Source organism: Citrobacter sp. Marseille-Q6884 (assembly GCF_945906775.1).
GTDB lineage: Bacteria > Pseudomonadota > Gammaproteobacteria > Enterobacterales > Enterobacteriaceae > Citrobacter.
Genome location: NZ_CAMDRE010000001.1, coordinates 2705728 through 2730511 on the forward strand (window position 1 = coordinate 2705728; position 24784 = coordinate 2730511).

The window sequence follows — 24784 nt, forward strand, 5'->3', positions numbered from 1 at the left end:
CCTTCAGGAGAATAGCCATGAGGTGGCAACAACGTGTTCGTGTCGCAACGGGTCTAAGTTGCTGGCAGATTGTGTTGCATTTACTGGTAGTGGCGTTGCTGGTAATGGGGTGGATGAGTGGCACGTTGGTGCGCGTCGGCCTGGGATTATGCGTCATTTATGGCGTCACGGTTTTATTAATGCTGGCGTTACAGCGCCACCATGAACAGCGCTGGCGTGATGTGGCCGACGTGCTGGAAGAGCTGACAACCACGTGGTATTTCGGTGCGGCGATGATCGTACTGTGGCTGCTGTCCCGCGTGTTGCAAAATAATGTCTTACTGGCACTGGCGGGACTGGTCATCCTTGCCGGACCCGCAGTGGTCTCGCTGCTGGCGAAAGACAAAAAACTACATGACTTTGCGTCTAAACATCGCATACGCCGCTGATCCGGTTGTGGCCGCAATCACTAACAGCGGCCACAGACTTCCCCAGACAATCTTCAGACTCGCATCCTTCAGGTAAATCTGTTTCGTGATGTCCGTAAAATGGCGGATTGGGTTTATCCACGTCAGATTCTGCAACCATACCGGCATATTTTCGACCGGAGAGACATACCCCGACAGCAAAATTGCGGGCATCATAAAGACAAACACGCCGATAAATGCCTGCTGCTGAGTTGAGCACAGCGATGAAATCAGCAGACCGAAACCCACCAGCGACAACCCATAAATCACCATCGTGAAGTAGAACAGCCCCAAAGACCCGGCAAACGGAATGTGATAGGCCCAGATGCCAATCGCCAGCACGATAGTGGCCTGACCGGTTGCCACGATCAGCGCGGGCACCGCTTTACCGATAAAAATCTGCCAGGTGGTGAGCGGGGAAACCAGCAGCTGATCCAGCGTGCCTTGCTCGCGCTCGCGAGCCACCGACAGCGAGGTGACGATCATGACGCCGATGGTCGTGATCATGGCGATCAGCGACGGAACGACGAACCATTTGTAATCCAGATTCGGGTTATACCAGTTGCGCACGACCAGTTCACTGTTGTTGGGTTTCGGTTTGCCGTCCATCAGCTCCTGCTGGTACTCCTTGACGATCTGCTGCAGATAATTCGCGGCGATCTGCGCGCTGTTTGAGTTGCGACCGTCAAGAATCAACTGCATTGGCGCCTGCTGAAACGTATCCAGGTTACGCGAAAAGTCAGCCGGGAAGCGCACCAACAGCAGCGCTTTTTGAGTGTCGATAGTGGGTTGGATTTCCTGCGGACTTTTCAGCAGCAGAATATGGGTAAAGGCGCTGGCGCGGGCAAAGCGCTGGGTTAATTCCACCGAATGTTTGCCGTTGTCTTCGTTATAAATGGCGATAGTGGCATTGGTGACTTCAAGCGTGGCCGCAAACGGGAACAGGAGGACCTGAATCAGCACCGGTAAAATCAGAATCGCGCGCGTCTGCGGCTCGCGTAACAGCGATTGCAACTCTTTGCGAATTAATGTCCATAAGCGATGAAACATGCCTGTCCCCTTAATCCAACCGACGTTTGGTTTTAAGCCACGTCAGACCAATAAACATCACCGCCGAAGCGATTAAAAACAGCACGTTGATGACCAGCACCACCGGAATGTTTCCTGCCAGGAACAGACTCTGCAAGGTGCTGACGAAATAGCGTGCGGGAATAATGTAGGTCACCGCGCGGATAATCGCCGGCATGCTGTCTATCTGAAAGATAAAGCCTGACAACATAATCGATGGCAGGAAAGCGGCGTTCAGCGCCACCTGCGCGGCGTTAAACTGATTGCGGGTGATCGTCGAGATCAGTAGCCCCATCCCTAATGTACTGAGCAGAAACAGGCTGGTGATGAAAAACAGGATCAGCAATGAACCGCGATAAGGCACGCCAAGGATAAATACCGACACCAGCATACAGAGCAACATCGCCAGCATGCCGAGGAAGTAGTAGGGGATCAGTTTGCACAGTAATAGCTCAACGCGGGTGACTTCGGTAGAGAGCAGGGCTTCCATCGTCCCGCGCTCCCATTCACGCGCCACCACGAGTGAGGTGAGGATGGCGCCAATGACCGTCATAATAATGGTCACCGCACCTGGAATAATAAAGTGCTGACTGATCGCCGCCGGGTTAAACCAGTAGCGGGTTTGCACGTCGATCAGCGGTTCGAAGGATTCTCCTCTGTCTTCCGCACGCTGTTTCTGCCAGATCTGCCAGATACCTTCGACGTAGCCCTGCACAAAGTTGGCAGTATTGGGTTCGCTGCCATCGGTGATCACCTGGATCGGCGCGATGTCGTTGGGGCGTGCCATTTGTTGGGCAAAATCGACCGGGATCACCACCAGCCCGCGAATGCGCCCGGCCTGCATTTTTTCAATCAATTCCTGGCGGTTGTCGCTGATGGTGGCATCAATATAGGGCGAGCCGGTCATGGTGTGGGTAAAATCCAGCGCCTCTTCGCTCTGTTGTTCGAGCAGAATACCTACCCGGAGCTTACTGGAGTCGAGGTTAATGCCGTAACCGAAGATAAACAGCAGCAGCAACGGGATCACCACGGCAATCAGCCAACTACTGGGGTCGCGAACGATCTGACGCGTCTCTTTCACGCACAGTGCGCGCACGCGTCGCCATGAGAGAGTGTGGTTACTCATGCGCATGCTCCTTATCCCAGTCATTGATAAGCCGGATAAAAGCCTGTTCCATAGTTGGGTCCGGCGTGTCGTTATCGGCCGCCTGTGCCTTCAGGTCGTCTGGTGTGCCGCTGGCAATTAACTTCCCGCGGTACACCAGCCCGATTCGGTCGCAATATTCCGCTTCGTCCATAAAGTGGGTGGTGACCATCACCGTGACACCTTTTTCCACCATACTATTGATGTGCAACCAGAATTCCCGGCGGGTGAGGGGATCGACGCCGGAAGTCGGCTCATCGAGGAACAGAATATCGGGTTCATGCATCAGTGAACAGGCCAGCGCCAGACGTTGCTTAAAGCCCAGCGGCAGCTCGTCGGTGGCATGGGATGCGATGCTTTTCAGGCCGAACGCCTCACTCATGCGTTCAATTTTTTCTTTCTGCGCCCGACCACGCAGGCCGTAGACGCCGGAGAAAAAGCGCAGATTCTGTTCAACGGTCAGGTTGCCGTACAGGGAGAATTTCTGCGCCATATAGCCCAGATGCTGGCGCGCTTTCCCAGAACTGATCTTCAGGTCCATATCCAGCACCAGCGCTTTCCCCGAGGTTGGAACCAGCAGGCCGCACATCATTTTAAACGTGGTGGATTTCCCTGCGCCGTTAGGTCCCAGCAGACCAAAAATTTCGCCGCGCTGAACGGCAAAATCCACATGGTCGGTAGCCGCAAAATCACCAAATTTTTTGGTCAGCGCTTTGGCTTCAATGACCGTTTCGCCTGCCTTTCCTTCAACGGTATGCAGGATGGCGCCGAGCGGTGATTCAGAGGTTCCCGCGCCGCCGAGTAAATCGATAAAGGCATCTTCGAAACGCGGAGTTGCTCCGGCGATGTTAATCTCAGGCATGCCATCGGCCTGACGAATGTCATCTGCCGTGGCCTCTTTTTTGAGGATCAGTCGGACGGATTTGCCCTGAATCATGCCGTCACTGACCTGCGGCAGTTTTAACGCGCGTTGCAGCAGTTTGCGATTATTTTCCTGCTGGCTGCTCATTAAAAAGCTGCGCCCAGCCATGGTTTGCGTAAGCCGGGTCGGTTCACCCTGGTACAGCAGTTCGCCTTCGTTCATCAGCAGCACATCGCGGCACTGCTCGGCTTCATCAAGATAGGAAGTGCTCCAGAGGATCAACATGCCATCCCCGGCCAGTTCATGCACCATTTGCCATAATTCGCGGCGGGAAATAGGATCCACGCCAACCCCCGGTTCATCCAGCAACAGCACTTTGGGTTCGCCGACCAGCGTACAGGCCAGCCCCAGTTTCTGTTTCATCCCGCCGGAGAGCTTTCCGGCCAGACGTCCGGTAAAAGGCCCCAGCGAGGTAAATTCCAGCAGGCGGGCAAACGTTTTTTGACGTGCTTCTCCGGTTACGCTGCGCAGATCCGCATAAAGATTGAGGTTCTCCATGACCGTCAAATCTTCATACAGACCAAATTTTTGCGGCATGTAACCCAGTACGGCATGCAGCGCACTGTCATCTTTTATCGGGTCAAATCCGATCACCGTTGCGCTGCCGCTGTCCGGTTTCAACAGTCCCGCCAGCATACGCATTAAGGTCGTTTTTCCGGCACCGTCCGGCCCGACCAGACCTGTGACGTAACCCGCGTGAATCGTACAGTCGAGCGGTGCGACCGCCGGTTTTTCCAGACCCGTGAAGCGCTTCATCAGCCCGTTAAGCGTAATGACGGCGTCATTCATGCCGCGCCTCGTCACCGAACTTCAGGGTTACCGGCATGCCCTGGCGCAACGCATCGTCGGCGTCAGTCACGACAATACGCAGGCGATACACCAGGTCGGTACGCAGATCTGGGGTTTCAACCGTTTTGGGCGTAAATTCCGCGGTAGGTGATACAAAGCCGATTTTACCGTGATACGGTTTGTCCGGGCGGCCATCGGTGTAGAGCAGAATTTCGCGTCCGGGTTGCGCCTGACTCAGATTTCGTTCGTCAACGTAGGCGCGAACCCAGACTGGACGGGTAAGCGATAGCGTCAGTACCGTACTGCCCGCATTCAGCATGCTGCCGGGTTCAACCGCACGAGTCAGCAGCGTTCCGTCTGACGGAGAGGTGAGAGTGGTGTCATGCAAATCAAGTTCAGCTTGTGCGAGCTGCGCCTGAGCCTGTTCGAGCGTGGCTTTCGCCTGGGCAATATCTTGCGGGCGATTACCGCTACGGTATTGCGAGAGTTTATCCTGCGCGGATTTCAGCGTCGCCAGCGCCTGATCACGTGATGAACGGGCGTTTTCCAAATCGTTGGCGGAAATCGTACGACTCTTCCATAACCCCTGCTGGCGGTTGTAAAAGTTTTGCGCGTAATCATAAGCAGCCTGGGCTTGTTTCACTGCCGCAGCCGTTTGTGCGATCTCTTCTGCACGATATCCCGCGAGCATCAGGTCATATTGAGCCTGCGCGGCGGCAACATTGGCTTTCGCTTGCATCAGTGCGTTTTCGTAAGGGGCATGATCCAGTTCGCCCAGCACCTGGCCGGTGGTGATGGCATCGCCTTCATCAACCTTCAGCGAGGCGAGTCGGCCGCCAACACGAAAACTTAAATTGACGCTACGAATATCGACGTTGCCATACAGGGTCAGGCCGTCATCTTGTCGGCTTTGGTACCACCACGTTCCACCGGCAATCACGGCAACAAGGGCCGCGATGACCAGCCCAAGAACGACAGGTTTTTTCATGAGTCCAGACTCCTTTGCGTTAAACCTTGCAGAATAAGATCGATATGACAGGTGACCGTGTCGGTGATCAGCGCGGTTTTATCCTCATCAAATTGTGACCAGCCCGTGCGTAACAGAATCGTTTCTTTGCCCAGGCGAAAGGCCAGCACCTCGCCGAGTATGGCGTGAGTGTGCAGGATCATTTGGGTATCGTTGGCATCGCAGCCAGTATAGGCTGCAATCAGGCGTGTCAGGTGCGAATGCAGTGGATCGATAACCTGATCGTGCACCAGTTGATACGCGGCAGTGGGGGAAAGCTGCTCACGCGAGATAAATTTACTCAGGTTAACGGTGTCTTCCTGGGTTAACAGCATGATCATATTTTTGCACGCGCGCAGGATCAGTTCGCGCATTGCGGCGCGGTCAGGTTCTGGCTGGGCAAATAGCCGTTCAGCTTCCTCCGTGTGGGGGCGAAACTGTGAACCAATAAAATCAGCAATCCACTGGGCGCAGGCGAGATATAAATCCTCTTTTGAACCAAAATAGTAGGTGATGGCGGCAATGTTCTGCCCGGCCTGGGCGGCAATGTCGCGCGTCGTTGCGTGCAGACCATACTCACCGAATTGCGCCAGCGCGGCGGCAATAAGCTGGTTCTTCGCCTGTTCACCTTTTGTTGTCATGGTGGGTGTATTCATTGCCTGACTCTGAACTTAATCAATCGATTGATTAAGATTATGACTGATGTTCGGTCTTGTCTAGCGTGGAGGTTTATTTTGTTTTTTTCGCTGGCGGGATAATTTATGCGGTGCATCACAAAAACTGCTACACTCCGCCCCTTCATGACATTGTGGTTTTTGTCATCTCTTTTGCGAGTATCCCCCTGAAAACGACACCGGTAACGGTCAGGGCGGTTCGGAGTAGTTATGTCTTTTGATTCCCTGGGTTTAAATCCTGATATTTTGCGTGCCGTTGCCGAGCAGGGTTACCGTGAACCAACCCCTATTCAACAGCAGGCGATCCCTGCCGTGCTGGAAGGCCGTGATTTGATGGCCAGTGCCCAGACGGGTACAGGTAAAACAGCCGGTTTTACCCTGCCGTTGTTACAACACCTTATTACCCATCAGCCGCATGGCAAAAGCCGCCGCCCGGTGCGCGCGCTGATCCTGACGCCAACCCGTGAGCTGGCCGCGCAGATTGGAGAAAACGTCCGTGATTACAGTAAATATCTGAATATTCGCTCACTGGTGGTTTTTGGTGGCGTGAGCATTAACCCGCAGATGATGAAGCTGCGCGGTGGTGTGGACGTGTTGATCGCCACACCGGGTCGTTTGCTCGATCTGGAACATCAAAATGCGGTGAAACTGGATCAGGTTGAGATCCTGGTCCTGGATGAAGCTGACCGTATGCTGGATATGGGCTTTATTCATGACATTCGTCGCGTCCTGGCAAAACTGCCGGCAAAACGTCAGAACCTGCTGTTCTCAGCAACCTTCTCTGACGACATCAAGGCGCTTGCCGAAAAACTGCTGCATAACCCGCTGGAAATTGAAGTCGCGCGTCGTAATACCGCGTCAGAGCAGGTAACGCAGCACGTTCATTTCGTGGACAAAAAACGTAAACGTGAATTGCTGTCACAGATGATTGGCCAGGGGAACTGGCAACAGGTGCTGGTGTTTACCCGTACCAAGCATGGCGCGAATCATCTGGCGGAACAGCTGAACAAAGACGGCATTCGCAGCGCTGCAATCCACGGAAACAAATCTCAGGGAGCGCGTACGCGTGCGCTGGCAGATTTTAAATCAGGTGATATTCGCGTACTGGTGGCGACCGACATCGCCGCGCGCGGACTGGACATTGAAGAACTGCCGCACGTTGTGAACTACGAGCTGCCTAACGTACCGGAAGATTACGTGCACCGCATCGGTCGTACCGGCCGTGCAGCTGCCACTGGCGAAGCGTTGTCTCTGGTGTGTGTTGATGAACACAAACTGCTGCGCGATATCGAGAAGCTACTGAAAAAAGAGATCCCGCGTATTGCCACGCCGGGCTACGAGCCGGACCCGTCCATCAAAGCTGAGCCTATCCAAAACGGACGTCAGCAGCGTGGCGGCGGTGGCCGTGGGCAAGGCGGCGCAGGACGTGGACAGCAGCCGCGTCGTCAGGATGGCGGGGCGCCAAAAGCCAAACCGCGTAATGGCGAAGGCAAGCCGACAGGCGATAAGCCGCGTCCGCCACGCCGCCCGCGCAGACCGTCTTCAGCGCAGTAATTGCGAGCCCGGCCGAAAGGCCGGGCTTTTCTTTTTGCGGCGCGTATCAGAAAGTGCCACAATAGTGGCTGTTTATACAGTATTTCAGGTTTTCTCATGGCATTAACGGCTGCGTTAAAAGCGCAAATTGCCGCCTGGTATAAGGCGCTTCAGGAACAGATCCCCGACTTTATTCCCCGTGCACCACAGCGGCAGATGATTGCTGACGTCGCGAAAACGCTGGCCGGAGAAGAAGGGCGGCATCTGGCTATTGAAGCGCCAACCGGGGTCGGGAAAACGCTCTCCTATTTGATTCCTGGCATCGCCATTGCCCGGGAAGAGCAAAAAACGCTGGTGGTCAGTACCGCCAACGTCGCGTTGCAGGATCAGATTTACAGCAAAGACTTGCCGCTACTGCGCAAAATTATCCCCGATTTACGTTTTACCGCCGCATTTGGTCGTGGACGTTATGTTTGTCCGCGTAATTTAGCGGCGCTGGCCAGTACCGAACCCAATCAACAGGATCTGCTGGCATTTCTCGATGATGAACTGACGCCCAATAATCAGGAAGAGCAAAAGCGCTGTGCCAGATTAAAAGGCGACCTCGACAGCTACAAATGGGACGGACTGCGCGACCACACCGATATCGCCATTGACGACGGACTCTGGCAGCGCCTGAGTACCGATAAAGCCAGCTGTCTGAACCGCAATTGTCACTACTACCGTGAATGCCCGTTTTTTGTCGCCCGCCGGGAAATTCAGGAAGCGGAAGTCGTCGTGGCGAACCACGCGCTGGTGATGGCGGCAATGGAGAGCGAGGCCGTCTTACCGGAGCCGAAAAATCTGCTGCTGGTTCTCGATGAAGGCCACCATCTACCGGATGTCGCACGCGATGCGCTGGAGATGAGTGCGGAAATCACCGCGCCCTGGTATCGACTTCAGTTGGATCTGTTCAGCAAATTAGTCGCCACCTGCCTTGAGCAGTTTCGTCCGAAAACCACGCCACCACTGGCAAACCCGGAACGTCTGAACGGCCACTGTGAAGAGCTGTATGAGCTGATAGCCTCATTAAACAACATCCTGAATCTGTATATGCCTGCCACGCAGGAAGCTGAACACCGCTTTGCCATGGGGGAGCTCCCCACGGAAGTGATGGAGATTTGCCAGCGTCTGGCAAAGTTGACCGAAATGCTGCGGGGTCTGGCTGAACTGTTCCTCAACGACCTGAGCGAAAAAACCGGCACCCACGATATTGTGCGTTTGCATCGGGTTATTTTGCAGATGAACCGGGCGCTGGGTATGTTCGAAGCGCAAAGCAAACTGTGGCGTCTGGCCTCGCTGGCGCAGTCATCGGGGGCGCCGGTAACCAAATGGGCAACGCGCGAAGTCCGTGACGGGCAAATTCATGTCTGGTTCCACTGTGTGGGGATTCGCGTCAGCGATCAGCTTGAACGACTGCTGTGGCGCAGCGTTCCGCACATTATTGTCACCTCTGCGACCTTACGTTCGCTGAACAGTTTCTCGCGTCTGCAGGAGATGAGTGGCCTGAAAGAAAAGGCCGGGGATCGCTTTGTCGCGCTTGATTCCCCGTTTAATCATGTTGAGCAAGGCAAAATCGTTATTCCGCAGATGCGTTATGAACCGTTGATTGATAACGAAGAGCAGCATATTGCGGAAATGGCGGCCTTTTTCCGCGAACAACTGGAAAGTAAAAAACATCAGGGCATGCTGGTGTTATTTGCCAGCGGGCGGGCGATGCAGCGTTTTCTGGAGCACGTAACCGATCTGCGTTTGCTGTTGTTGGTTCAGGGGGATCAACCACGTTACCGGCTGGTGGAATTACACCGCAAGCGGGTCGAAAACGGTGAGCGTAGCGTGCTGGTAGGGTTACAGTCTTTTGCCGAAGGCTTAGACCTGAAAGGTGACCTGCTGTCTCAGGTGCATATCCATAAAATCGCGTTCCCGCCTATCGACAGTCCGGTGGTGATCACCGAAGGCGAATGGCTGAAAAGCCTGAATCGCTACCCGTTCGAGGTGCAGAGTTTACCCGCCGCATCGTTCAATTTGATCCAGCAGGTTGGGCGACTTATTCGTAGCCACGGCTGCTGGGGGGAAGTGGTTATTTATGACAAACGATTATTGACCAAAAACTACGGCAAGCGTTTACTGAATGCGTTACCCATTTTTCCGATAGAGCAACCTGCAGTGCCAGACGTTATCGTCAAACCAAAAGAAAAAACGAAAACCACGCGCCGCCGCAGGCGTTAACGATGTGAGCAACAGGCAAGGAGTTATCGATGGATTACCGCAAAATCATCAAAGAGATTGGGCGAGGAAAAAATCACGCGCGTGACCTGGATCAGGATACCGCGCGCGGACTGTATACCCACATGTTAAACGGCGATGTGCCTGAACTTGAAATGGGCGGCGTCCTCATTGCGCTGCGAATCAAAGGGGAAGGGGAAGCGGAGATGCTGGGCTTTTATGAAGCGATGCAGAACCATACCATTCGCCTGACACCGCCTGTTGCGAAGCCTATGCCCATTGTTATTCCCAGCTACAACGGTGCGCGCAAGCAGGCGAATCTGACCCCTCTGTTAGCTATTCTGTTGCATAAACTCGGTTTCCCGGTTGTGGTACACGGCGTCAGCGAGGACCCCACTCGCGTACTGACGGAAACGATTTTTGAACTGTTGGACATTAAGCCAACACTGCATGCCGGGCAGGCGCAGGCAAAACTGGATGGACATGAACCGGTGTTTATCCCGGTGAGCGCGTTGTGTCCTCCGCTGGAGAAACAGCTGGCGATGCGCTGGCGCATGGGCGTACGCAACAGTGCGCATACCCTGGCGAAATTGGCTACCCCCTTTGCTGAGGATGCCGCACTGCGTCTTTCCAGCGTTTCACACCCGGAATATGTGTCGCGGGTGGCGAAATTCTTTGGTGACATCGGTGGTCGCGGCCTGTTAATGCACGGAACGGAAGGTGAAGTGTACGCCAACCCGCAGCGTTGCCCGCAGATAAGCCTGATAGACCACTCCGGCGTTCGGGTTCTGCAGGACAGGCAGAGCGAGATGCCGGATGAACCGGTACCGCTGCCGGTGGCAAAAGATCCTGAAACCACGGCTCGCTGGATCGAGCGTTGCCTGGCCGGAAGCGAGCCCGTACCGGCGTCGTTGAAAATTCAAATGGCATGTTGCCTGGTGGCAACGGGTGAAGTCAGGACGCTGACTGAAGGGTTTGCCCGCATCGAACAGTGCTTCTGATTGTCTGACTCTCCCGGCAGGCTTCGTTGCCTGGCCTGCCGGTTTCTTCTCTCCTGCAACGTGAAATTTTTGCACGTTTATTGACCTCCTGACGACGGTGGCGCAGCATAGTTTGTTGAAAAATAAGAAACACAACAAACACGCAACACAACAGGAGATAACAATGAACAGTGGACACCGGTTCCCTGCGTCAACGCTGCACGCCTTCATTCAGGCCGTATTCCGCCAAATGGGAAGTGATGCGCTGGAAGCGCGGCGGGTTGCCGACCATCTGATCGCCGCGAACCTGGCCGGACACGACTCTCACGGCATCGGCATGATCCCAAGCTATATTCGTTCATTCACGCAGGGGCATTTGCAGGTCAACCGTCATGCCAAAGTGGTGAAAGATGCAGGGGCTGTCATCACCCTTGACGGAGATTGCGCATTTGGTCAGGTGGCGGCACATGAAGCCATCGCGCTTGGCGTCGAGAAAGCGCGTCAGTACGGTATCGCCGCCGTCGCGTTACACAACTCTCACCATATCGGGCGTATCGGCTACTGGGCGGAGCAGTGCGCGCAGGCGGGTTTTGTCTCCATTCACTTTGTGAATGTGGTGGGGATTCCGATGGTCGCACCGTTTCATGGTCGTGACAGCCGTTTTGGCACCAACCCTTTCTGCGTCGTATTTCCGCGTAAAAATGATTTCCCGCTGCTGCTTGATTACGCGACCAGCGCTATTGCGTTTGGGAAAACGCGGGTGGCATGGCATAAGGGCGAGCCGGTTGCGCCGGGGTGTTTAATCGATGCTGATGGTGTTCCCACGACAGATCCGGCCGTTATGCAGGTTTCTCCGTTAGGTTCGTTACTGACGTTCGCCCAGCACAAGGGCTATGCGTTAGCGGCAATGTGCGAAATCATGGGCGGTGCGCTTTCCGGTGGCAAAACCACGCACGAAGCGAGTTTGCAGGATAGCGCTGATGCCATCATGAACTGCATGACGACGATAATGATTAACCCGGAATTATTTGGCGCACCGGACTGCGAAAATCAGGTTACGGCATTTGCTGAGTGGGTAAAAGCCTCGCCGCATGCGGCGGATGCACCTGTTTTACTCCCGGGTGAGTGGGAAGTGAACACACGTAAAGAGCGAATGGCGCAGGGTATCCCGCTTGACGCCGGAAGCTGGCAGGCGATTTGTGAGGCGGCACAACACATCGGTATGCCGGACGCCGTGTTGCAGGAATTTCGTCAACAGCTTGAACAGTAGGCAAAAAAAAGCCCGTCCAGAGGACGGGCAAACAAAGGGTAACAAACAGGGTCAATGAGGGTTGGAGCATTGGGTCGTGCAGGTAATCTCTCGGTTATTTATAGATAACCGCAGTGCCGCTCATTTTGTCTTTGCCGACAGCGGAAGTGATGCTGTAACCGCTGGCGCCCGCAGCCGCTGCTTTCTCAGCCAGTTTTGCTTCCAGGCCATCCAGCGTGCTGGCGCCATCAGCAGAAACTACACCAATTTTATTCATGTCTTGTGCCTGAGTAGGAGTGACCGGCTCGGCAGCGAAAACGCCAAATGACAGGGTAGACAGGGCGATGGCAGCAACAGCATATTTGATGTTTTTCATGATTAATCTCTCGCAAGTTATTCTGTTAATTCGTTGTTCTGGTAAGAAGACGTTGTTCTGTCGATGTGAGAAGTATCACGTTTTTTTATGCGAGAGAAAATCGAATAGAATTGACGGCATCAATCAAAAAAATTGAATGACAAATAACTTATTGAATATTAATAAATTCGGATGGCGGATTTACAGTTCTTCGCATTGCGCTTTACAGAGGCGCTGACAACGGCACATTTTGCTACACAGTGTGCGAAAAAGCGTGCTCGTAAAATAAAGGCGATGCACTGAAACTTTTGGTAAAGATGCGTCAACGTAGCTGGCTGTCTTTCGAACCTCTGCGATTATATCCTGAAAATGCCGAGTTATGTGAATCTTTATCCTGTTGGCAGGTAATGCATAATCGCACGCCTGGGATTGCCTCACGCCTGGCCTGAGGGATCGGATCACCACATTCCTCGCATTCATAAAGACTTTCTCCCGTGGGTAATTCGCCACGGGCACGTGCGACAGCATCTTCAATAGTATTGTTGATCTGTTCGTTTACAGCGTCGTCATTTGCCCACCCGGATGCCATGCGTACCTCCCATCGTCGGTTTACAAATAAGTATAGCGAATGCTATGGGTGAAAAACGACCACTGCTTTGGCGGGTCAGATTTCAGACCATTCACGCAGCAGGTTATGGTAGAGATTGAGCAATGACAGGATCTCTGTACTTTCTCCGTGACGCGCTTTCAGGGACTGGATGTTTTTATCCAGCTCAAAGAGCATGGCGCGGTTTTTATCGTCGCGGATCATCGACTGGATCCACATAAATGATGCCACGCGAACGCCGCGCGTAACCGGCGTGACGCAATGCAGGCTGCTGGAGGGGTAGAGGACCAGGTCGCCAGCGGGAAGCTTAACCGCATGCTGCCCGTAGGTGTCATTCACCAGCAGTTCACCGCCGTCATAGCTGTCGGGATCGTTTAAGAATAAGGTGGCCGACAGATCGGTGCGCATCCAGCCGTTTTCCGGGTGGCTGCGGACCGCGCCATCAACGTGAAAGCCGTAAGTCTCGTTGTTCTGATAACGATTGAACAACGGCGTGGACAGTGTGCGGGGCAATGCGGCGGCAAAGAAGAGTGGGCTGTTATTCACGGCCGTCGTGACAGCTTTCTGTAATACCGCGTACCGTTCGCTAAGTGTATCAACCTGCTGGTTATTCTTGACCTGCGCCCCCTGAGCGCCCGTTGTTACGCGGCCATCAACCCAGTCAGCCGCATCCAGTTGTTCACGAAACCAGGCAACGTCCTGTGGCGATAAGACGCCGGGAATGTGGTACATCATCAGTATCTCTCCTGAAAGTGGGGCTTACGCCCCACATGATGAATCAGAAATGCATATTTGCGGTGAGCAGGAAGGTTCTTGGCTCACCCGGGTGGTAACGGTATCCGCTCTTGTTGATCGAGGAGACATAGTCGGTGTCGAACAGGTTGTAGACGTTGAGCTGGAAGTCGAGGTTGCGGTTCACGCGATAGCCCAGCTTGGCGTCAGCTACCCAATAGCCTTCGGTATAGGATGGCGTGCCCACGGCACCGTCCGATCCGCGATGCATACTGCCGACATAGCGTGCGCCTGCGCCAACTGATAGATCATCGGTGGCCTGATACTGGCTCCACAACGTGAATGCATGCTCCGGTGTATACGGCAGAGAGGACGAGCCATCCTGAGCGACATCTTTTCCGTTGTGTACCGTGGCGCGTTGCTGGGTGTAACCCCCAATCACCTGCCACGCCGGGGTGATATTCCCGGCGACAGAGAGTTCATACCCTTCAACACGTTTTTCACCATATTGGGAGTAGGTTCCGTCGTCGTTCTGTTCAACTTCATTCTCGATATCCGTACGGAAAATCGCGGCGGTAAGCAGCAGGCGTTTATCCATGACTTCCCATTTGGTGCCGATTTCACTGGTTTTCGCTTTTTGCGGTTTGAAATCGGTACGGTTGGCGCTGTTACCGGTTCCGCTCTGCGCCAGGGCAAAATTGCTGCCACCCGGTGGTTGCTGAGAAACGGCGTAGTTAATGTAAACGTTGCCGTTATCCGTCAGATGATAGAGCGCCCCGGCTTTCCAGTTCACCAGATTCCCTGATTTCGCGGTATCAACGGTGGTGACCGGTGTACCTTTAGCAGCGCCCGTCGGGCATGCGACAGCGCCGCGACCGGAAGCGCCGCATGCGGTCGCGCTGTCATACTCGGTGCGGTAATTGTCGAGACGAATACCGCCGTTCAGCTCAAATTCACGTGTAATTTGCAGCGTATCGAAGGCGTAAATGCCGAAGGTATCCGTCTGTCCGTTAGCGTTTGCGCCGTTACGGGTCAATCCGCCAATACTCACGTTGCTGTTGGGATGGTAAATATTGACCGGTGGCGGCGTGAGAGGCACCACGCCGTAGTTGGTCTGCGTTTCACGTGTAAACTCAACGCCGCTGCTAATATCATGCCCGATCGAGCCGGTATAAAATTTTGAGGTCAGGTTAGTCTGGTTGGTCAGGATTTTATTGCTGACATCTTTTGTATTGGCCAGCCGTGACCAGGTCCAGGTATCGACACTGCTGGTCGGTTGCGTGATGTTTGATGCGCCGCCCATCACCGCCGTCATCAGATAATCCTGTTTAATGCGTGACCAGCGCGTGGTGTTACGAAGCGTCGTGCTGTCGTTCAGATCATGCTCAAAGCGCATCGTCGCGGTATCGGTCGTAGAGTCGTCGTAATCCGAATCGGTGCCATAGAAATTATGCGTATCCACTTTCCCGGAATGATTCAACGCGGACGTTCCTGCGGAAGGTGCCGAATATCCCGGCAGACCGATGGTCGGAATGCCGCCGTCCGGCGTGTTGTGCTGGGTGACATGCAGATAGTTCAGATACAGACGATTTTCGGTCCCTAAACCAAAGGCGATAGATGGCGCAACGCCGTAGCGTTCATTTTTAATGTTATCGCGCCCGGCATCATGTGTTTTTTCCCCCATCAGGTTTAACCGCGCAGCGGTGGTATCACCGATAACCTGATTGATATCCAGCGTCCCCCGGCGGAACCAGGCGCTACCGACGCTGGCGGAGGCATCAATGCCGGAATCCGTACGAGGCTGTTTACTGATCATGTTGATCGAGCCTGTCGGTGCGCTGCGGCCGTAATCGGTACCGGATGGACCTTTGATCACTTCGACCTGTTCGGTATTGAAGGTATCGCGTGTGACGCTACCGATATCGCGAATCCCGTCGATATAAATACTGTTGGATGTATCCGCTCCGCGCATGTAAACAGCGTCACCGGTGGTGGAGTTACCGTTCTCGCCGGCGAAAAATGCGCCCACGCCCGGTACGTTTTTCAACGCATCGGTCAGGTTTGTGGCCCCTTGATCCTTAATAACCTGCTCAGAAATCACCGTCATGGTGCGCGTGGTATCGGCGATCGGACGGGAGAACTTTGGATCGGCTGACTGGGTGGGGGCATACAGCGAGGGTTTGGCCGCTTCGACGACCAGTGTATCTTCCTGCTTCTTATCCTGATCGCCAGCGGCAACGGCCTGAGCGACCGGAGACAAGCCGATGCATAGACCGGCAAAAAAAGTCAGTGAATGAAAGCTGCTGGACGGCAGGTTGCGATTTTTATCCATATTAATGAGTAACTTATTATTTTTTGAGTTGAAGGTTTCACTCGTGCGAAGGGACATCTCTGTGGATGTTAAACCTGCAGGTCTCGCCGTCATGAATGCGTAATTGATAATGATTTTGATAAGCATTATTAATCAGTGCGACTTTTTAGCATTCATTAATTCAAAAATAAATACATTTATTTACACTGGATTCAAAATCTCAACATGATGGTTACAATTTGAGCGGGAATCGATAAGGCAGAAAGAAAACTGCATTCAGGACGAATGCAGTTGAGGTGGGGGAGAGCTATTTGTAGATAGTTGCTGTACCGTACATCTGGTTTTTGCCGCCAGCAGAATTAACCACAAAGCCTTTTGCGCCTTGTTCTTTCGCTTTTTCCGCTAGTTTGTCTTCGAGGTCACTCAGACTGGACGCTCCTGTAGCGGAAATAGTACCGGAAGCTTGTAGCTGACCGGTTGCAGGGCTGGTGGTTGGCGGAGCAGCAAAAGAAGCAAATGTCATGCCGGTGAGCAAGGCTGCGGCAAGCAACGTGAGGCATTTCTTCATGATGATATCCTCTGAAAAACAACGGGTGGTGCCTGATAAGTTTAGGACGTCATCGCAGGACATTTACCGCAAAAAATTGATGATGAAGTGAGCGTTTTTTGAACAACTCTGTTTGATCAATCCAGGCAGAAAAAAAACAGATTTTCCCTACGGTGTGTGTTTACCGCGTAACGTTATGCGGGTATCTTACGCCGCTGTTAAAAGGAGAAAGTTATGCCCCCTCAGAAACCGGGATTGCACCCACGCAACCGCCATAATGGCCGTTACGATCTTGCCACTTTATGCCAGGTTACGCCCGAACTGACACCATTTCTCACCCTGACACCAGGCGGTGAGCAGAGTGTTGATTTTGCTAATCCGCAGGCAGTAAAGGCGCTGAACAAAGCATTGCTGGCGCATTATTATGCGGTGGCAAACTGGGATATTCCAGAAGGTTTCCTGTGTCCACCGGTACCTGGCCGTGCGGATTACATTCATCATCTGGCTGATCTGTTGGGTGAAACGACGGGCACGATTCCAGACAATGCGAGCGTGCTGGATATTGGGGTAGGGGCAAACTGCATTTATCCGTTGATTGGCGTGCATGAATACGGCTGGCGTTTTACCGGTAGTGAGACCAGCAGCGAGGCGTTTAGCAGCGCGCAGGCAATCATCAATGCCAATCCGGGTTTAACCCGCGCCATTCGCCTGCGTCGTCAGAAAGATGCATCTGCGATTTTCGCGGGCATTATTCATAAAAACGAACAGTACGAAGCGACGCTGTGCAACCCTCCGTTCCATGACTCGGCGGCTTCCGCCCGTGCAGGCAGTGAGCGTAAGCGCCGTAACCTGGGGCAGGATAAAGATGATGCGCTGAACTTTGGCGGGCAGCAGCAGGAACTCTGGTGTGAAGGCGGTGAAGTGGCGTTTATCAAGAAAATGATCGCCGAAAGCCAGGTCTTTGGTCGCCAGGTGATGTGGTTTACTACGCTGGTGTCGCGGGGTGAAAACCTGCCGCCGCTGTACCATGCGTTAACCGACGCAGGCGCCGTGAAAGTGGTTAAAAAAGAGATGGCCCAGGGGCAGAAGCAGAGTCGCTTCATTGCCTGGACCTTTATGGATAACGATCAGCGCCGCCGTTTTATGGCACGTAAACGCTAAATCGTTGGCTCAGTCGGCGGCAGCTGCCCGGCTGTCGGCGTTGGGTTATTCACCGGTGCAGGCAAGACCTGATAGGTCTGCACCGGTGCGCGTACGCAGGCCAGATCAAAGTGTTTTTTTACCTGGCTGTCGAGCGCAAAACGTACCGTCCATTGCTTCAGTGGCAATGTGGTAAACGAGACCCGCAGCGTAAACGCCGTGTTGGTTAAGCCAACAATCCCGGCAAAGGACGGCTCGCCAATAATGAGTCCCCGAATATCTTCCATCTCCATCACCGCCGCGACCGCATCTTTTAGCGCCTGATTCGCTTTATCTGCATCCTCATGGCGATCCACATCGTAGTTGGCAACCACCGATCCAATACCGCGAACAAAGTTGGCGAAGGTCGTTATCGAAGACCAGGGGATGATATGGTACGCGCCGGTATCCTGTCGCACGCCCACCGAGCGGATCGACATGCGCTCAACCGTACCGGTTAGCGGGCCGATGGTCACCAGATCGCCGGTGTTCATGCCATTTTCAAACTGAATGAAAATCCCGGTAATAATATCTTTTACCAGCGTTTGCGAACCAAAAGAGATCGCCAGCCCCAGCGCGCCAGCGCCCGCCAGTAACGGCGCAATGTTAACCCCAATTTCTGACAGTACGATCATAATGGTGATGGTACTGATAATCACCGCCAGCGCGTTGCGAAACAGCGTCAGCAGTGTGCGAGTACGGGCGCTGGGGAGCGGGCGGCCATGAATATCAGAAGCCAGCCGGTTTTCAATCAGGCTGGCAAGAATGGTCCAGCCGATGGCGGAGAAGAATAAGATCAACGCGATGCGGATCAGGATATCAACGGTCTTTTCACCCGCGCCGTAGTGCAGCCAGTTCCAGAAGTCGAACAGACCCCAGGCATTGAGTAGCAGCATTACGGCGACGCAGACGGTGAGGATCCGCGCAACGCTTAACGCCGTCGATAACCAGCCATTCAGTCGCTTTTGTAATTCCGGGTAGCTGCGCTGGGTATGTGGCGACAACGTAATGGTTTTGGCTATCCAGCGGGACAACATGCCAGAAACAAAGGCAGCAATGCCGATGATCACCAGGCTGCGTAACGTCGCGCCCATCATGAATTTCAGGCTATTGCCGGGGTCGAACAGCGAGAAGAAAAACAGCACAATGAAATAGGCGCTGGCCAGCCAGTGCCAGACCAGTGCAAAGGCGCGAATAAACAGACTAAAAAACGCTAATGACCTTTCCGCCAGGCTCTGCAAATGCTGCGTAATCTCTTTTTTGTTTTTGAAGATCAGATACAACGCCCACAGCGTAATGCACAACATGATGATGACGTTTGCCATCGCGCCGACCTGCACATTGACCTGATTCGAAACAATGGGAACCACCACAATAAGCCCGTAGCCAATCAGACTGCTTAAGGAACTCAGACGACGATTCCAGTAGCGCGCGCCAGCATCCTGAATAGTAAAGGGGCGCAGCTCCGCCACCGACGGGCAAAATATCAGGCGCAAAATGGCCTTGAAGAACTCAATCAGCGCGAAAGCATTGAGAAACAGACTTTGCTGGAAGGCGATAGTCCGGCTACCGGCATTCATTTTGTCACTCAGTATCTGCCCGACGAACAGCGTGAGTGCCAGCAGCAGTAAGTCGATTATAAACGCGCCGATGATCATCGCAGGCAGCTGTAGCCAATTGCTGCGTTCACGGTTTTTTCGGCGCGCCCATTGCCCCATTTTGCGATACAACGGCAGTGCGCACAGGCGTATCAGCCAATAGAATCCAAACACGGATGCGGCCAGCATGAAAAAATGGGTCAGGGCATTGGTAAAGGTTTGCGAATTAAATGTTTTGTGCGGCGAGTCAGTGATGTTGCGATAGAGCTGGGCAAAACGGCTGGAGAGGGCCTCGCCATAGTGACGACTGACATCCGTCACGTTTTCCAGTACGGTTTTTTCTTCTGTCAGTGTGGGAGGAACGATGACTGGCACGGGGTCGGGGGGCGGCGTGGACGCAACTTTTCGCAACTGATCTATCAGCTCCTGACGTGAGGTCTCATTCTCCAGTACGTCAGCCAGTGCGCCATAGGCGGCTTTCTTTTGTTCTACATCAGGTTCTGCCGCGGGTGCGGATTGTGGACTGGCTGACGTCGTTGGCGTCACGCCGGGTATCGTCACCGCATGAGCCGGAACGCTCAGCAGGCAAAAGAAGATGAACAGGATCCACCGCATGACTCCTCCCATGAGAAAACAAACGCAAAAGGATAAGTATAGATGTCAGGGCGGGAGAGGACTGAAATGAGAGGATTCTGGTGAAGAACCTCCCTTCAGGGGAAGGGAGGTGTAAGCATCAGGATACGTGCTGTAAAAATTCCTGCAGACGCTGGCTGGGCGGATTTTCAATCAGAGTTTGCGGATTACCGTCTTCCGCAATACGACCCTTATCAATGAAAATCAGGCGTGAGGCCACTTTCTCAGCAAAGCCGATTTCGTGGGTCACAATCACCATCGTCATCCCTTCTTCGGCCAGATCCTGCATAACCTTCAGGACTTCGTGACGCAGTTCCGGGTCAAGTGCAGACGTTGGCTCATCAAACAGCATCATTTTCGGCTTCACCGCCAGCGCACGGGCGATGGCCACACGCTGCTGCTGACCGCCTGAAAGTTCTGACGGGTAGTGGTGCGCGCGTTCAGCCAGACCGACTTTCGCCAACAGCTCTTTGGCCTGTTTCTCCGCCTGCTCTTTATTCGCTCCACGCACGCGCAATGGGCCAAACATGACGTTTTCCAGCGCTGTCAGATGCGGGAAGAGATAGAACTGCTGAAACACCATCCCTGCTTCCTGGCGGATTAACCGCTCGTCTACCTTCGGGTCGTTCACTTTCAGGCCGTCGACGATCAGATCGCCGGAAGTGATCTCTTCCAGCTTGTTAATGCAGCGTAGCAGCGTGGATTTACCGGAGCCAGACGGCCCGATAATCACGACCACTTCACCCTGACCAATATTCAGGTCAATGTTATGCAGCACCTGGGTAGGACCAAAGTGCTTAGAGACATTTTTAAATTCAATCACAGGATTTTCATCCTTCTTTCCAGACGACGCAGAATGAAGCTCAGCACCAGCGTAATGATCAGATAGAACACCGCGACGGCGCTCCAGATTTCCAGTGCACGGAAGTTGCCGGCAATGATTTCCTGACCCTGACGGGTAAGTTCAGCGACGCCAATGACAATAAACAGCGAAGTATCTTTGATGCTGATGATCCACTGGTTGCCCAGCGGCGGCAGCATACGACGCAGCGCGAGAGGTAAAATAACGTGACGAATGGTCTCGGTACGTGAGAGGCCAAGCGCCAGTCCGGCTTCGCTGAAACCTTTATGTATTGAGAGTACCGCACCGCGCGTGATTTCCGCGATATAGGCACCTGAGTTAATCATGATGGTCACGACAGCGGCACTGAACGGATCAATGCGCAAATCGTTAAACGCCATCGGCAGGGCGAAGTAAATAAACATCACCTGCACAACAATAGGCGTACCGCGGATGACTTCGATAAAAACCAGCGCAACGTGGTTGGCAATCCAACCACCGAAGGTGCGCGCGAACCCTGCTGCGAGGCCGATAATCAGACCGCCAGCCAGACCGAGGACCGAAATCCACAGGGTCATTTTGGCGCCTTCTATCAGAAGCGGAATGGCGGGCCAGATGGCACTCCAGTCAAACTGCATATGTCGTTCCTGTTACCGTGGTGAGAAAAACAATGAGCCATAACGTGATGACTCAAAATTGTAGGCCCGGTAAGCGTTGGCGTTACCGGGCGTTACAGAACGCTCTTTTTATTTAGGTTCAGTACCGAACCATTTTTTGTAGATTTCGTTGTACGTACCGTTCTCTTTCAGCGTTTTCAGCGCGCCGTTCACTTTCTCGCGCAGTTCATCGCTGCCTTTCGGGAACGCGATGCCATACTGCTGAGCTTCCAGAGATTCGCCTACCGCTTTGAACTGACCGTTACCCGCGGTTTTGATGAAGTAAAGAATGTTTGGCGTATCATGCAGAACGGCGTCTGCGCGATTGGTACCCAGTTCCATATAGGCGTTATCGATGTTCGGGAACTGACGCAGATCTTTCGTTTTGATGTTCGCTTTTGCGTAATCGACAGAACCGGTGCCGCTCTTCACTGCGACGACTTTGCCATCCAGATCTTTCACGCTTTTAACGTCGTTGTTGTTAGCCTTAACCATGACTAACAGACCGCTTTTATAGTAGCCGTCAGAGAAGTCGATCGCTTTTTTGCGCTCTTCAGTGATGGTGATACCCGCCAGTGCCAGGTCGATATTTTTGGTTTGCAGAGCCGGGATGATGCCGCTGAAATCCATTGGTTTCAGTTCATAATCCAGCTTCAGCTCTTTTGCGACGGCAGCCCACAGATCCACATCAAAACCGACATATTTGTCACCCTGTTTAAATTCAAACGGAACAAAGGCAGTGTCAGTTGCAACAACGAGTTTCTTATCCGCGGCATGAGAGGACACCGCAAAAGCCAGGGTCAGTGCAGCCAGTGAAACTTTTAATACAGACTTCATAGCATTTCCTTTTATATCCACGGGGCGATCCCCTGCGAGAACACATAGCTTAATGAAAAAATCGTGCCAGTTTTGCAACCTATTGTTTTAAAAAGAGGGATTCTCAATTTACTGCACAATAAGTAGGGCAGAACACGTGATTTGCACCTTTTCAGGGCACTCATTTGGTGCACAAGCGGCAGGGTGCAAACGGTATGACTATTTAGCGTAAAAATTGTTGATAAAACAATCTTTCGTTAACGATTGTGTGAGGTGATTATTACAAATAATTTACTTCGGAGTGACGAATGATCAAACTGACGCACCATAAAAGTGCAAAACCCCCGCCGGAGCGAGGGTAATATAGGTAATTCTTATGATGTCTGTTATTCGATGTTAGCTTCGATAAACCACAAGAATTTGTCGAGATCGCGTGAAGCGGCGGTGAAGATGTCCGCGGTATCTTCATCTTTAGCTTCGCTAATGGCTTTACGTACGCTATTAGCAACCACTGCATAACGCTCGGCCAGCTCTTTTAAGTGATCCTGCACGCTATGGATATCCAGCGGATAGCTTTTCAGCGGCGTTTTGCTGTTAATAACCTGCGTTGTACCCAGGGCAACGCCGCCCAGTTGTACAGCACGTTCAGCCATGGTGTCGAGGTGATCGGTCAGCGCAGTACGGAAACCATCCAGCATTTCATGTACGGCAATAAAGTTTGCGCCGCGCATGTTCCAGTGCGCCTGTTTCGTGATCAATGACAGGTCGATGAACTGGATCACCTGCTGATTCAACAGCTCTACGGTCGCTTTCTTATCACTGTCGGATACATCGTTACGGGTATAAAGGAGGGGGGATGCTTTTGTTTTTACCAGTTTAGCTGTACTCATATTTTCATATCCTCTTGATGTTTATGTCCCAGGTCATTCAACGAGAGTAAGTATAGACCTAATTTGGGTTTAATCTTTCTGGCCTTACCTATCACTTTAATAGCGAAGTGACGAGGAAATATGAAATAGTCAATTAAATCAATGTGGTTAGTGAATCTTCTGTATTGGGTGGATTATTTATTTTAGGAGTTATATGCGAGAGGAAATAGGGGGTGAGAAATAGATTCAATGTAAGAATAATAATCACTGAAATACTGTGTTGGATATTCTGCATGATTATGCAAACCATGCAGAATATCGGGTGATTAATTCACGTCAACTTTCTTAATTTGCGGTTCCTTGCGGAGGGTGAGCGTCGATCCCATTGATGCGACAATAATGGCCCCTAACGCCAGGGTCTGGATCAGCGTCAGCGTTTCGCCGAGGAAAATCATCCCGGAAACTGCCGCCAGTGCGGGTTCCATACTCATTAACGTGCCAAAAGTACGCGTAGGCAGTCGCGTTAACGCGATCATCTCCAGCGAGTAGGGAAGCGCTGTCGACAGCACGGCCACCGCTAAGCCTAACGGAAGAACCGACCAGTGCCACAGTGCATCGCCTGTCTGCAGAACGCCGACAGGCACGAAAACAAGTGCAGCGATTAAAGAACCGACCGCCACGGTCGCGGGACCGTGTTCTTCGCCTGCGCGTTGGCCGGTGAGAATATAGACTGCCCAGCATGCGCCAGCGCCTAATGCCAGCGCAGCACCGGTTAAATCAACATGGGAGACATCCTGACCCAGCGGCAGCAGGAACCAAAGCCCAAGCACCGCCAGCGCAACCCAAATAAAGTCTACAGGACGGCGGGATGAGAACAGCGCCACGGCGAGCGGTCCGGTAAATTCCAGCGCTACGGCGATGCCGAGTGGTACGGTCTGAATGGACAGGTAAAAGAGATAGTTCATCCCGCCAAGTGACAGGCCGTAAAACAGTAAAGGCAGGCGCTGTTCTTTGGCAAATCGTAAACGCCAGGGTTTAAAGAATGCAATGAGGATTAATGTCCCTAACGCAAGACGCAGCGCAGTCACGCCCGGTGCGCCGACGAGAGGGAACAACGATTTCGCCAGCGAAGCCCCGCTCTGAATAGAAGACATTGCAATGAGCAAAACCAAAATAGGCAACCAGACTGACGCTTTACGTAACGGCCCCGGCATCCTTTCTCCTGTCAAATGATGTTGATACACCTACTCATCTGAGCGCCGCAGCCTTGCTGTGACGTGCATGAATTTGTGTATAGAAAAGTAAAAGTGCGAGTGTAATGGAAATACGTTCAACTGGTTGAGTATTCGTTGAAAAAAATTTTGCAGAGATCCGTAAAATGGAATGAAATTGATGGATTAATAATCTGTGTGATTAGGAATCATCTGGATGAATGTGTCATGTTGTGCGCGTAATAATGGCATAATTCGTTAGAAAAGTGATGTTAATTGAACGAGATAGCTGGTTTTTGACATATTTTGTTACATGAAAACCGACGTTAGACATCGCTAATCGCAAAGAGTTT

Annotated in this window: 22 protein-coding genes; 6 read left to right on the forward strand and 16 right to left on the reverse strand. The window is 52.9% G+C overall.

The window, feature by feature from the left end:
• Positions 1-17 precede the first annotated feature (17 nt).
• A complete protein-coding gene (locus tag N7268_RS12785) occupies positions 18-428 on the forward strand; it encodes a YbhQ family protein (protein ID WP_260863203.1) in 411 nt (136 codons plus the stop codon).
• Here the strand turns inward: N7268_RS12785 and N7268_RS12790 are convergent.
• The 5 genes from N7268_RS12790 to cecR are packed head-to-tail and all read right to left on the reverse strand — an operon-like array spanning position 390 to position 6031.
• Positions 390-1496 (reverse strand): ABC transporter permease, encoded by a 1107-nt coding sequence (locus tag N7268_RS12790; RefSeq protein WP_198904808.1) that lies wholly within the window; start codon positions 1494-1496, stop codon positions 390-392. The genes N7268_RS12785 and N7268_RS12790 overlap by 39 nt on opposite strands.
• Before the next feature lie 10 nt (positions 1497-1506).
• Complete coding sequence (locus N7268_RS12795) at positions 1507-2640, reverse strand: ABC transporter permease (protein WP_260863204.1); 1134 nt, start codon at positions 2638-2640, stop codon at positions 1507-1509.
• A complete protein-coding gene (locus tag N7268_RS12800; RefSeq protein ID WP_260863205.1) occupies positions 2633-4369 on the reverse strand; it encodes an ATP-binding cassette domain-containing protein in 1737 nt (578 codons plus the stop codon). Before N7268_RS12800 ends, N7268_RS12795 begins: the two co-directional genes overlap by 8 nt.
• A complete protein-coding gene (gene hlyD / locus N7268_RS12805; RefSeq protein ID WP_260863206.1) occupies positions 4362-5357 on the reverse strand; it encodes a secretion protein HlyD in 996 nt (331 codons plus the stop codon). Before hlyD ends, N7268_RS12800 begins: the two co-directional genes overlap by 8 nt.
• Positions 5354-6031: a transcriptional regulator CecR gene (gene cecR, locus N7268_RS12810; protein WP_260863207.1), complete on the reverse strand. Its 678-nt coding sequence runs from the start codon at positions 6029-6031 to the stop codon at positions 5354-5356. The genes hlyD and cecR overlap by 4 nt, the downstream gene beginning before the upstream one ends.
• Positions 6032-6259: 228 nt before the next feature.
• Here cecR and rhlE point away from each other — a divergent pair, with 228 nt between their 5' ends.
• The 4 genes from rhlE (at position 6260) to N7268_RS12830 (ending at position 12097) form a co-directional block, all read left to right on the forward strand.
• The gene (gene rhlE, locus N7268_RS12815; RefSeq protein ID WP_260863208.1) at positions 6260-7603 is read left to right on the forward strand and encodes an ATP-dependent RNA helicase RhlE; all 1344 of its coding nucleotides are present in this window, start codon (positions 6260-6262) and stop codon (positions 7601-7603) included.
• Positions 7604-7699: 96 nt separating this feature from the next.
• Positions 7700-9850, forward strand: a complete 2151-nt coding sequence (dinG, locus tag N7268_RS12820) for an ATP-dependent DNA helicase DinG (protein ID WP_260863209.1) — start codon at positions 7700-7702, stop codon at positions 9848-9850.
• 29 nt (positions 9851-9879) lie between these two features.
• Positions 9880-10848: a DNA-binding protein YbiB gene (gene ybiB / locus N7268_RS12825; RefSeq protein ID WP_198904801.1), complete on the forward strand. Its 969-nt coding sequence runs from the start codon at positions 9880-9882 to the stop codon at positions 10846-10848.
• Between the two features lie 163 nt (positions 10849-11011).
• Complete coding sequence (locus N7268_RS12830) at positions 11012-12097, forward strand: malate/lactate/ureidoglycolate dehydrogenase (protein WP_260863210.1); 1086 nt, start codon at positions 11012-11014, stop codon at positions 12095-12097.
• 94 nt (positions 12098-12191) lie between these two features.
• Here N7268_RS12830 and ybiJ read toward each other — a convergent pair whose 3' ends face one another.
• From ybiJ to mcbA, 5 genes are all read right to left on the reverse strand, one after another.
• Positions 12192-12452, reverse strand: coding sequence for a DUF1471 family protein YbiJ (gene ybiJ, locus N7268_RS12835; RefSeq protein ID WP_198904800.1), 261 nt, complete (start codon positions 12450-12452; stop codon positions 12192-12194).
• Between the two features lie 301 nt (positions 12453-12753).
• Complete coding sequence (locus N7268_RS12840; protein WP_198904799.1) at positions 12754-13020, reverse strand: DksA/TraR family C4-type zinc finger protein; 267 nt, start codon at positions 13018-13020, stop codon at positions 12754-12756.
• Between the two features lie 75 nt (positions 13021-13095).
• Complete coding sequence (ybiX, locus tag N7268_RS12845) at positions 13096-13773, reverse strand: PKHD-type hydroxylase YbiX (protein WP_260863211.1); 678 nt, start codon at positions 13771-13773, stop codon at positions 13096-13098.
• A gap of 43 nt (positions 13774-13816) precedes the next feature.
• Complete coding sequence (locus N7268_RS12850; RefSeq protein ID WP_260863212.1) at positions 13817-16102, reverse strand: catecholate siderophore receptor Fiu; 2286 nt, start codon at positions 16100-16102, stop codon at positions 13817-13819.
• Between the two features lie 286 nt (positions 16103-16388).
• Positions 16389-16649, reverse strand: a complete 261-nt coding sequence (gene mcbA, locus N7268_RS12855; RefSeq protein ID WP_260863213.1) for a DUF1471 family periplasmic protein McbA — start codon at positions 16647-16649, stop codon at positions 16389-16391.
• 213 nt (positions 16650-16862) lie between these two features.
• Here mcbA and rlmF point away from each other — a divergent pair, with 213 nt between their 5' ends.
• Positions 16863-17789 carry a 23S rRNA (adenine(1618)-N(6))-methyltransferase RlmF gene (rlmF, locus tag N7268_RS12860; protein WP_260863214.1) on the forward strand — a complete coding sequence of 309 codons (927 nt, stop codon included), beginning with the start codon at positions 16863-16865 and terminating at the stop codon, positions 17787-17789.
• On the opposite strand, the gene ybiO is transcribed toward rlmF, so the two are convergent.
• The 6 genes from ybiO to rhtA form a co-directional block, all read right to left on the reverse strand.
• A complete protein-coding gene (ybiO, locus tag N7268_RS12865) occupies positions 17786-20020 on the reverse strand; it encodes a mechanosensitive channel protein (RefSeq protein WP_260863215.1) in 2235 nt (744 codons plus the stop codon). The two genes, rlmF and ybiO, sit on opposite strands and share 4 nt — an antisense overlap.
• Positions 20021-20138: 118 nt before the next feature.
• Positions 20139-20861, reverse strand: a complete 723-nt coding sequence (glnQ, locus tag N7268_RS12870; protein ID WP_198904795.1) for a glutamine ABC transporter ATP-binding protein GlnQ — start codon at positions 20859-20861, stop codon at positions 20139-20141.
• Positions 20858-21517, reverse strand: a complete 660-nt coding sequence (gene glnP, locus N7268_RS12875; RefSeq protein ID WP_003035248.1) for a glutamine ABC transporter permease GlnP — start codon at positions 21515-21517, stop codon at positions 20858-20860. Before glnP ends, glnQ begins: the two co-directional genes overlap by 4 nt.
• Positions 21518-21625: 108 nt before the next feature.
• Positions 21626-22372 carry a glutamine ABC transporter substrate-binding protein GlnH gene (gene glnH, locus N7268_RS12880; RefSeq protein WP_198904794.1) on the reverse strand — a complete coding sequence of 249 codons (747 nt, stop codon included), beginning with the start codon at positions 22370-22372 and terminating at the stop codon, positions 21626-21628.
• A gap of 365 nt (positions 22373-22737) precedes the next feature.
• The gene (dps, locus tag N7268_RS12885; RefSeq protein ID WP_260863216.1) at positions 22738-23241 is read right to left on the reverse strand and encodes a DNA starvation/stationary phase protection protein Dps; all 504 of its coding nucleotides are present in this window, start codon (positions 23239-23241) and stop codon (positions 22738-22740) included.
• Positions 23242-23546: 305 nt separating this feature from the next.
• Positions 23547-24434, reverse strand: a complete 888-nt coding sequence (gene rhtA / locus N7268_RS12890; protein WP_260863217.1) for a threonine/homoserine exporter RhtA — start codon at positions 24432-24434, stop codon at positions 23547-23549.
• Positions 24435-24784 lie beyond the last annotated feature (350 nt).